The following is a 10,436-nucleotide window of genomic DNA, read 5'->3' as shown; positions in this document are numbered from 1 at the left end:
TCCGCGTCCGCTTTCGCAATCACTGCCTTCGCTTCTTCCAGCGCTTTCTCAAGCTCCGCCCAGCTCTCGGCCGTGTACCCGCTCTCCTCGTACTTCCCGTCGATCGCTTCCACCAGTTCCTTCAGCGCAGCTTTGTCGACGTCGGACGGGGTGATCTCAACCAAGCTGTCGCGCGCCTCTATCAACGCCCGATACGCATTTTGCACATCCTCCTGGGTGGCGTCCGCGTTGGCCACTACTGCTTTCGCATCCGCAAGCGCCGCAGCAAAGCCGGTCCAGCTCTCCGCTGTGAATTGGCTCTTTTCAAATTGGTCAAACACTTCAATGATCGCTGTCAAACTGCTCTTATCCACAGGCTGTGAGCTTTCCTCCCACACAGCGGTGAAGATCAGCCGGCCGTCGGTCGCCTTGGTGTAATCTGCTCCGGCCGCATAGGTGTTGGTGCCGTCGCTCCACCCCGCGAACGTAAAGTCCGCTTTGGCAAAGGTGTTTTCGGGGAGCTTAAAGGTTTCGTCTTTCTCCGCATAGAGGGAAGCGGGAGCCTCGCCCGTCGCATCCTCGCCGCCTTGGAACGAAACGACGGGGAGCTCTGTCACCGCGTTGTCGATCCACTCGTAGCGGCCCTGGGCGAAGTTTACGATGCTCTGGACGTTGTCCTGGTGGCTCAGATTATACGGCCACATGATGTCGTTCATCGTGGCGGAAACGCCGAGCTCCTCGTTGTAGGCTGCGATGTCCTCGGGCCAGCCGGCCACGATGTCACCGAGTTTCTCTTCATAGAGCTCGGTCAGGCGGATGACGAAGTCCTCATGTTTCCAGAACTGCCGCCACCACATCTCGTTGCTGGTGTGCTCCGAGCGATCCACGATCTGGCCCAGCCAGCCCTCGGTGGTGTGGAACAGACCGTTATAATCGGGCACATGTTTTGCATCCATCGTCCAGTCGAAGTCCCAATACGGGCCGGCAACCAGCGGGCCGTCCACATCCTTGTGGAAGTAGATGCTGCCGTAGCTGTACATGCAGTCCCAGTTTTTGATGAATTCCTGGAAGAAATAGTAGGTGACAAAGGAGTCAAGGTCGATGTAATCGGCGTAATAGACGCCCTTGTCGTTGTAGCCGTCGGCGCTGTACAGCGCGTTTTCAAAGTCGCTGACATACTGCGAGATATAGTCGAGCGTAGCGCCGTCCCGCTCGGGGCTCTTCACCTCAAGGTGATAGAATTTCGGGGTGGAGAAGTGGTAAGCCTCGTTGCGCGCACGGAAATCCATCTCCAGCAGGTATCCGCCGGTGATGTTTTCGGGCAGTGCGCCGGTATCCTCCACGATTTCGTCAATGTCGGTGACTTCCACGCGGTTGTCGCCGACCTGAACCTTCTCGGTGAGCTGGTAGTTGCCCAAATATTTGCCGTTCATATAGACATCGATGTACTCGTTGTCGATTGAGAACTCGATGCCCGCTTCCGCGCCGGCATTGTAGACCAGGCGGTTGCGGATGAGGGAGGAATCCATGTAGTTGGCCAGGATGATCCAGGTCTTGTGTTTGCCCATGCCGAGCAGATCGGTCTTCTTATCCAGTTTGATCTGATAAGGTTTTTTCGGCTGGCCCCAGGTGGAGTTGCCGCGGCCCTTGATCTCGCTCATCTTCAGGGCGTACTGTGTCTCCCAGCCTTTGAGAGCCGCCACATCCTCGGGCACGTCCAGAATCAGGTCGCCGTAGCACTTGGTGTCGTGCGCCGGGTCGCCGTTCATGGCTGCGATGGTGCCCTGGCTCTCGTCGATGTTGAGGTAGAGGGTGGGCAGCTGGGACTGCATGGCCGACAGGGTGTATGTAGTGCCGCTCGCAACCAGGGTCATGGTTTTGCCTTCGCTCAGGTCGATGGTCACGGTGTTGCCGCGCACGTAATCCACACCGTCCAGCATGATGTTGTCCAGAGCGGTCACGTTCAGCGCGCCGAGGCTCGCTTTGGCGGGCATGAACAGATACATCTGATTTCCTTTGACATAGGGGTTGACGTCGTGCTCCACGCCCTCGTTTTTGTCCGCAATGATAGTGACCGGGGTAGTGGTGTCATATTCGGTTTCCACTTCCTCAGCCGGAGGTATCTCAGCCTTGGGCGGGATGACCGCGAGTTCGTCGGCGCTGAGCACCTTGTCGTACACGCGGACATTATCAATCGCGCCGTTGAGACCGGGATCGCTGAACCGGTCAGTGCGGCCGACAGTCGCGATGGAATCCGCGAGTGAGCAGACATCGGCCATGGAATCGGCCATGTTGCCCTCGGCCACCACAGTGCCGTCGATCAACAGCTGCGCGTCGCCGTTCGCGGCGTGGGTGTAGACCATGCGGGCCCACTCGCTCACCGGCAGGGAGGTGCCGGCCGGCGCCTTGATGCGCAGCTCCGAGCCGCTGCCCAGTTTGATGGCGGTGGTGATGCCGCAGGCGCCGCCGGAGGGGGACCCCTGGTTTGCCAGCACGACGTAGCTGCCGTCGCCGGCGCTCGCGCCCACCAGGGTCATCCAGGTACTGGTGGATGTCATGCGGATATCAGCCACCAGCGTGATATCCTCCAAACTGGCGAGCAGGGCGGTCGGCATGCTGACCGCCTGCGCGTTCGTGCCGTTTTTGCCGGAGTTGCTCAGCACCAGGATGTTGTTCTCGGAGGACTCGGCACGCACGGCGGGGCCGTTCAGCAGCGTACCGTCGTTGCCATTGCCGCTCACATCCGCAACGGTGTCGCCATCGACCGATTCAAAGTCGTAATACAGCACCGGGGCGACCTCCGCCTGTTCCACAGTAACCTTCACCGACGCGGTTTTGCCCGCGGGGTTGGTGAAGGCGCCGGAGAGGGCGCCGCTGAAGGTGTATTCGCCGGCTTTGTCCATATTGTAGTCGGCACAGCTCCAGCTGGAGATGGAGGCGGTCGCCTCGACGATATCGGTGCCCGCGCCCATCTCGGCGCGCTCGTCTGCGTTCAGGGTGCGCACCACAAAGCTGCTCACTTCAAACGGGACGTTGTAGGCGCGCACGCCGGCGGTGCCGGTCATGAACTTGCTGTCCGTATCGGTGTACTCATACACCTTCGCGCCGTCCAGATAGACGTGGAAGGTGTTGCCCGCAACCAGAACCTTCAGCGCATAGGTCTTGCCGCCGGTGTAGCCCGGGGCAGGATCCGCATCCAGCTGGTGCCAGCCGCCGTTCGCCCATCCGGCGACAAAGCCGGGGCCCAATGTGGTTGAACCGATGCCCGCGTAATAGCCGTTGTAGCTGTCGGGCCCGCTTGTCGTCACATTGGAGCAGCGGAACATCACGCCGAAGTTGTTCGCCGGAGATTCCGGACCGGCAACCTCCGCCTCCACAGCATAGTCCGCCCAATCCTGGGCGTCGGCCAAACCGGCCACCGCTTTGATATTGGTGGTAGCGCCCAGCTTCATCTTGCCGGTTTCAAAGGTCACCACGCCATTGGGATCCGCGAGGGCCCATTTGGCGCGGCTCTGGTCCGGGTCGCTGAAATCGTCCTCAAACAGGACGGTCGATTCGGTGCTGGCGAGTGCGACGCCCACCTCGGTGGGAAGCTGGGCCACCACGTCGTCCAGCGGGGTGCCTGTTTGCACGATGATACTCCCCAGTTCGTCCACCGAAGTGAGCTCCGGCAGGGAAGAGGGGGCCGCCAATGCGCTCATCCCGGAAAAGGTGCTGAGCAGCATGGCAAATGCAAGGGTGGATGCCAAGAGTTTTTTCCTCATAATCTCTCTCCTTCTTTTTTACTCAGGAGCCCTCTGCCGCCGTCGCCGCTGACCGAACGCGAATGAAAATCCACACAGAATGAAAAACGCATGGGACAGCCGCAAGAGCCCCAGGCGTTTATAAAGGGAGTGTGGTTTTGCGCTGGAACGGTTGGGCGAGGGCCTTTTTGTAACCTCTTTCAAACTCCTTTCTTCCTTTAATATTTGAGGAAGGACAACGCCGCAGATGATGAGATATCTTTTGCAACAGATGATTGTCCTACCTCGCCTTAATTATTATCATACTATATTTTGGTCAAAATATCTTTTCGATTATTTATCGGATTTTACTGATTTTTTACAAAAATTTAGCATCTTTCAAAATGCTTTTGGAGAATGAGACGGCATTTTTTGAAGGACGGGGTGGCCTTCACCCGTTCGCCGTCCACCGCATGGGGGTCGCTCAACAGTTACCGCTTTAAAGCTGAAACAAAGGGAAAGGGCGCGCTCCGGTGAAAGTTCTGACGGGCATTTGGGTTGATGCGCAAAATAAATTGGGGGGATTGATAAAAATATGGAACGAAATGTTAAAAAATCGTAAAATGTTGTTATTGAATCGTAAAGACTTGTCCCGTGTGAAATGAGATAATGAGACTAGCAACGTATGCTTGCAAAAAAAGGATGGGAAGGTGGCGCTATGTCAAAAAGCATTTTGAAACGCACCCTCAGTGTGGTTCTCAGTGCGGCGATGATCTGCAGCCCGTTGACTGCATTCGCGCAAGGGGAATCCGGTGCAAAAAAGCTGGCAAGCCAAAACTACTACTCCAACCAGGGGGAACTGAATGAGACAGCATTCATCCAGTTGCCCATGGGCGCTGTCAAGGCCGAAGACTGGCTGTTGCAGCAGATGTACTACCAAAAGAATGGCTTGACAGGAAACCTGCAGGAGAACTACTCCATTTACGGCCCGAACAACGGTTGGCGGGGCGGCAATGGGGATAACTGGGAAAAGGGCCCCTATTTCCTGCGCGGCCTGGTCTCCCTGGCCTGGACGCTCGACGACCAGGAGCTGAAGGACCAGGCGATGGAATGGCTGGATTTCATTCTGGAAAGCCAGCAGAGCACCGGCTACTTCGGCCCTAAGGCCCATGGCGACGGCACCGGCACCGGATGGGACTGGTGGCCGCACATGGTTGTGATCCAGACGCTTCGCGACTATTACGAAGCGACCGAGCTGGAGGGCAACCCGGACGAACGGGTTCTCCCGCTGTTTGAAAACTATTTCCGCTTCCAGCTCGAGCAGCTGCCCCGGCATCACCTCGCAAGCTGGGCGGCCTCCCGCGGCGGCGACAACGTCGAGGTTGTGCTGTGGTATTACAACCGCGTGTACGATCCCGCCAATCCGTCCGAGAGCGAATGGCTGATCGACCTGGCTAAGCTGCTCGAGAGCCAAACCATCTCGCAGAACAGCAGCCGCCACTGGACGGATATCTTCACCAACACAACTTCCCGCGAGCACGTGGTTAACACCACCCAGGCAATGAAGACCCCAGCGGTGATCTGGCAGTTCACCGGCGACGACGCAGACCGCAATGCGCTGCGCGAGGGCCTGCGCAACATGGGGATCGACCACGGGCGCATCGACAACCTCGCCAACTCCGACGAGGCTGCGCGCGACAACTACCCCTACCGTGGATCTGAGACCTGCTCGGTGGTTGAGAGCCTGCTCTCCAACGAGATCGCACTCAAGATTCTGGGCGAGGGTTGGATCGGTGACGAGATCGAGAGCCTGGCATACAACAACCTGCCGGTCTGCTATACCCCGGATTTCACCGGTCACGTCTACTATCAGGCGCAGAACCAGGTGATGGCCACCCACGGCTGGCATGAGTTCGACTGCGACCACGGCGACGACCTCGCCTTCGGCGCGCCGGGCGGCTTCGAGTGCTGCTTCCCCAACATGCACATGGGTTGGCCGAAATTCGTGCAGACCATGTACATGGCCACCACCGACAACGGCCTCGCTGTGATCTCCTACGGACCCAACAGCGTGGAAGCGAAGGTGGCGGACGGCAAGACCGCGAAGTTCCATCAGGTGACCGACTACCCGTTCAAGGACAGCATCACCCTCAATTATGAGGGCGACACCGCCTCCTTCCCGCTGAAGCTGCGCGTGCCCGAGTGGTGCGACGCCCCGTCCTTCAGCGTAAACGGCACCCCCGTCACCGGCGACATCGTGGACGGCTTTATCACCATCGACCGCGAATGGACCGCGGGCGACGTGGTGGAAGTGCAGTTCCCGATGGAAGTCCGCGTCTCCAACTGGTACAACGATTCCGTCGCGGTGCAGTACGGCACGCTGACCTTCTCGCTGAAGATCGAGGAGGATTGGCGCACCATCACCGACTTCGGCGCGCGCGACGACAGCAGAAAACCGGCCAGCATGTTTGAGAACCGCGAGGTCTATCCGGCCAGCGACTGGAACTATGGCCTGGTGATCGATCCGGACGATCCGGCCTCCTCCTTCACCGTCGAAGTGGCGGATGAGATTTCGTTGCAGCCTTTCACCCTGGCCAACGCGCCCATCACGATCAAGGCGGTCGGCCAGAAGATCCCGGAGTGGAAGCTCAAGGGCAACGTGGTGCCCGAGCCCCCGTATTCCCCGATCGCGGCGAACACTGCGCTTCAGGAGGAAGTCGAGCTGGTTCCTTACGGCGCCACCCGCCTGCGCATCACCCAGATCCCGGTGATCGGCGACGCGCCCGCGGACCTCACCACCACCAAGACCATCGATGATGCGGAGGTCTATGTGGAGGATGGCGAAAAGGTCGTGGAGTTCGACAACGTGAACGTCCGCAGCGCGGACAATTACACGCTGAAGGTGAACTACACCGGCACCGGCAGCCTCAAGATCAACATCAACAGCAAATACGAAGAGACCTACGAGTTCAATGGCGAACCCATCGTCATCGAAAATCTCAACAACATCGTACCCACAGCGCTGCCGTTCTCCAGTACATACTTCCGCTTTGGTTACGGTAAATACAACAACATCCGCTTCATCGGCGACAGCGATGTGGAGATCACCGGCATCCAGGTGGTCCCTGTCAATCCGTTCACCGCTCCGGAGATCAAATCCGCGAAGCTGAGCCAGGATGGCAGCACCCTCACCGTGAATACCAACATCGACCGTTCGGCCGGCTTCTACACCGTGGAGTACGGCACCGAGAGCGGAAATTACACCCATACAGTTGAGAACCTTTACAGCAATACGGCAACCATCTCCGGCCTTTCCGGCAGTGACACCTACTATGTGCGGGTTTCCATGCTGGCCAACGGCGTGCCTGTCACCACCGAAGAGGTCAAGGCATCGGTCGGCGGCAGCCAGACCAAACCGGACTTCTACGACGATTTCTCCGATTCAGCTGCGAGCAGGGAGAAATGGTCCCTGTACGACCCGAACGGCGTCGTGACGTTTGAAGACGGCAAGATGACCATCGGCGTCAGCAACAACATCAAGGTTGTCACCGGCGAGCAGGGCTGGGGCGATTTCGCCGTCGTGACCAAGATGCAGGGCGTCGGCGACCCCACCCGCGATTTCGGCATCATGATCCGTTCCTCCAACATTATGGACGGCGCGGACGGCTACAACGGCTACTACGTCGGCATCAACCCGGCGGGCGGCGGCGGCCTGAACATCGGCTACGCCGACGGCGGCTGGCATCAGATCGCCACCCCCAAGGGTTTCACTTATGAAGACGACCATCTCTATGAGCTCAAGGTCATCATGGCGGGCGAGCGTTTGGTGGCCTATGTGGACGGCGCCAAGATCTACGATGAACTGGTCAGCAATATGACGAGCGGCGGCAACCCCGTCCCTCTCTACAAAGCGGGCGGCGCAGGCTTCCGTTCTTGGAACCAGGGCTTCGAGATCGAGGAGTTCCAGGTCCGCGAGATCAGCGACGCAGAGTATGCGGAGCTGGGCATCGAAAACAACTTGTTTAAAGATGACTTCAGCGACCCGACCGCGAGCGCGGCGAACTGGGAGGTCATCGGCGAAGAGGGAATTGTGGCCTTTGAAGAGGGCCGCATGACGTTCGGCGCCAGCTCCAACATCAAGGCGGTCGTCGGCGAAGAGGAGTGGGCCGACTACGCCATCGAAGCGACCCTCACCGGCCCGGCCGTGACCGATCGCGACTTCGGCGTGATGTTCCGCGCCACCAACGTGGGCGACGGCGCAGACGGCTATAACGGCTACTACGTCGGCATCAACCCGGCGGGCGGCGGCGGCCTGAACGTGGGCTACGCCAACGGCGGCTGGAACGACATCGCGAAACCCAAGGGCTTTACCTACGAGCCCGGACACCCCTATGAGCTGAAAATCCTCGTCTGCGGCGACATGTTTAAGGTCTATGTGGACGGCGAATTCATCTACGAACTGGAAGACGGCAAATTCCCCGCAGGTAAGGTGGGTCTGCGCTCTTGGAACCAGCCGTTTGAGGCGGATTTCTTCCGTGTGCGCAACCTGACCGAGGCGGAGAAGGCGCTCTTCCCCGAGCCCGACCCGGATGAGCCTCTACCCACTGGACCGAGCTTCTCGGACAACTTCGATGACACCGCGGTTTCCGCGGCCAACTGGAATCTGATCGGCGATACCAGCAAGATGAGCTTTGCCGACGGCAAGCTGGTATTCGGTTCCAGCAACAACGTCAAGGCGACGGCCGGCGACGAGAGCTGGACCGACTATGTGGCTGAGGTTTCGATCGCGCTGAACGGAACCTCCACCCAGAACGCGGGCATCATGTACCGCGTCACCGGTGCGGCGAGCGGTGCTGACAGTTACAACGGCTACTTCTTCGGTATCGGCAACGACGACAACGGCGGATATGTCATCCGTGGCTATGCCAACGGCAGCTGGTCGCAGACCAACCGCTTCAATGTCGGCGAAAAATTTGCCGACGGCGAGGAGCACCAGCTCAAAGTGGTCTGCTACGGTGAGAAATTTGCCCTGTATCTGGACGGCGAGCTGGTCGACAGATATTCGGATAACCGCTTCACCAAGGGACAGATCGGCCTGCGCTCCTACACCAAGACCTTCACGGCGGACAATGTTGTTGTGCGCGCGGTCACGGAGGAGGATCTCGTGGACATCAACGCTCCCATTGAGGTCAAGGAGGGCATCAGCGCACACAAGACGGTGCAGCTGTTCATCCCGAACTTTGCCTCCTCCAGACGGTATAAGATTGTCTATGGCACTGAGCCGGGCGTCTATACCCACACGGTGGCGGATCTGACGGCAAGCGGCCACGGGTCTGAAAAGCTGGCCTTTACGGTTCCTGAAAACGACGTGACCTATTATGCACGCGCCATTTCCATCAACGGCGCGGCGGAAGAGGCGATTTCTGAGGAGATCGCGGTGAAATCCGGTTACCGCCTGGACATCAGCGACCGTCTGGAAGCGCTCGAGGCGCAGCTGGCTGAGGCGATGAACGTGGAAGATTTGGGTTACACCAGCGCTTCCTGGAATCGTCTGACCTGGGCGATCGACTTTGCGAATAAAGTCCTGTCCGACCCGAACAGCAACCTGATCGACGCCTCCCTGGCGAAGAACAGCCTGCTGATCGGTATGAACGAGTTGGAAAAGGACGAGGATCGCACGGTCTCCAACATCGCGTTCCAGTACAGCGAGGGCGTGAGCGCTTATCTGATCAACGGCAATGTTGCAGAAGAGGGCTCGAATGTGCTGGTGGAAGTGACGCTTCCGTTCGGCGGGGAGCTCGACTACATCCGCGTGGTCGAAACCGTCCCCGGCGACCCGGCTGCGGAGCCGATCATTCCCGAGGAGTATGACGACAGCTCTGCGGCGGAGGGCGCGACCCGCTACCGCTTCACCATGCCGGCCTACGACGTGACCATCCAGGTGAAGCTGAAGGGCGCTGAGGAACTGCCCGACAAGGCGGAACTGCTCGAACTTTACAATGAGAACAAAGACCGCAAGGAAGCGGATTACCTGTCCGGTTGGGACGCGTTCGAGCAGGCTCTGGTGGATGCCAAGACCGTGCTGGACGACCCGGCTGCAAGCCAGGCCGATGTGAACGGTGCGAAGTCTGCGCTGGAGGACGCGATTGCGGGCCTGCAGGGCTTCAGCACCGTCCGCTACGAGGCGGAGGACGCCCTGGTCGAGGGCAGCCCGATCCGCATCGAGGAGCGCAGTGATGCATCCGGCGGCGCAAAGGTCGGCGGCATCGACAATGCGACCTGCATGGTCACCTTCACGGTGAATGCACCCAAGGCGGGCGACTACAAGGTCGTCATTTGTGCAGACGGTTCCCCGTCCTATCCGAATCCGTCTCACATCTACTACGTGAACGGCGATGTTGACAACGCCAAGATCGTCAACTACCCCGATCCCGAGGGCTGGAACATCTGGAAGCTCTACGAGATCACGGTTGCACTGAACGAGGGCGATAACACCATCACCTTTAAGTACAACGATACCATGAACGCGACCTTCGCCGAGCTGGATTATATCGATCTGATTATTCCCAACGAAAGCGGAGAGATTCCGAGCGACGTCGACAAAGCTGCATTGAAAGAACTGGTGGAAGCGATCGACGGGAAGTACGAGGAGAGCGGGTACACGGCCGAGAGCTGGGCGGAGCTTGAGAAAGCGCTGGAAGAAGCGAAGGCAGTGATTGCGAAAGCGGACGCAGA

At 58.9% G+C, this 10,436-nt stretch carries 2 protein-coding genes; one reads left to right on the top strand and one right to left on the bottom strand.

The genetic code is table 11. The annotated features are described in order from the left end of the window. Positions 1-3,743, bottom strand: a 3,743-nt coding sequence (locus H8711_RS12830; protein WP_249283798.1) for a CotH kinase family protein, incomplete at its 3' end; no start/stop codon positions are given. A gap of 676 nt (positions 3,744-4,419) precedes the next feature. On the opposite strand from H8711_RS12830, the gene H8711_RS12825 reads away from it, so the two are divergent. Further along, the coding region (locus tag H8711_RS12825) for a 3-keto-alpha-glucoside-1,2-lyase-like domain-containing protein (protein ID WP_249283797.1) at positions 4,420-10,436 on the top strand (6,017 nt) is incomplete at its 3' end.

It is taken from the genome of Ligaoa zhengdingensis, assembly GCF_014384885.1.
Classification (GTDB): domain Bacteria; phylum Bacillota; class Clostridia; order Oscillospirales; family Ruminococcaceae; genus Ligaoa; species Ligaoa zhengdingensis.
The sequence above is the reverse complement of the archived record's forward strand: the minus strand, read 5'-3'. Positions and strand labels throughout refer to the sequence as shown.